Annotated in this window: 1 protein-coding gene; it reads right to left on the bottom strand. The window is 60.5% G+C overall.

The features are described 5' to 3' along the window. Positions 1-1012, bottom strand: a 1012-nt coding sequence (locus ACGF5C_RS35375; RefSeq protein WP_393308853.1) for a hypothetical protein, incomplete at both ends; no start/stop codon positions are given.

Raw genomic sequence — 1012 nt, 5'->3', positions numbered from 1 at the left:
CCCGGAAAGCTGCGCAGCACCACGAGTGCCCGCCCGATTCGTTGCCACAGTGCCCGCTCGTCCAAATAAGTGGAGTCCTCCACCATCGTCATGATCGCGGTCCGTAGATGGCGCAGTCCGGCTCCTACGTGTTCGGGCCGCAATCGGCCTGTTATGTCGACCAATTGGCACAGTGCAGAAATCGAGGCGTTCTGCGCAATGGTGGCGATATCGTTTGCCAGCAAACCATCTAATATCTCGCCCGCCTGCTGAACACGGTCGATCGCACACAGAGTGCGAATCAAACGCACGGTGGGACCGAGATCATCACGGCGTCCATGGCTCAATCTTTTGACTATTCGCCCCGTCGAAAGATTTTCCGCGATTGCATTCCCCCAATTTATATCCCAAACTGCCGTCATTCGTACAAGAGCTTCCGCCGCCCGGGGAGAAACAAAGGCGTGAGCTGTCTTCACCCGCCACTCGTATACCGCGTTGAGCCATTTCCCCTCGCGCGTGCCACGGCGCATACCCGTCCGAGCAAAGGCTGTCGCGACGTCGGCCTGCTTCATGGGGTTCTGGATCTGAGTGACCTCGCCGAAGAAGATGTACATCGTATGGCTGTCCTCGTAGATGGTCTCCAATACGCTTCGAGTCAAGTCGTCGTCGATTACCTGGAGGGCACCCACGAGCATCGCTGCGGTGGCGGCGTCGGTAACCATCGCGGAACGTACGGCGGCCGTGAGCGCATCGATCGGGCGTCCGACAACTATAAGGCGCGTGGGTGTTCCATATAATTTGGCGACAACGTCTTTCGAGCCGACTTTGTCCAACTGGATAAGGTCGCGAAGGGCTTGCGCCAAAACTGCTGGCTGTCGACCCCGCGCCAACCTGCGGGCCCACTCCTCAGAGCCGCCGGTCGCCTCGAAGATCGCGCGGCCTGCATGCGGGATGTCCGCATCGGAGAGAGTCTTCGCGGCCTCGGCGCACACGCTCAGTGCGGCACCCGGGGCGGAGGTGCCGAGGCCGTCAG

This window comes from Micromonospora sp. NPDC047620 (genome assembly GCF_043205005.1).
In the GTDB taxonomy this organism is placed as follows: domain Bacteria; phylum Actinomycetota; class Actinomycetes; order Mycobacteriales; family Micromonosporaceae; genus Micromonospora.
The sequence above is the reverse complement of the archived record's forward strand: the minus strand, read 5'-3'. Positions and strand labels throughout refer to the sequence as shown.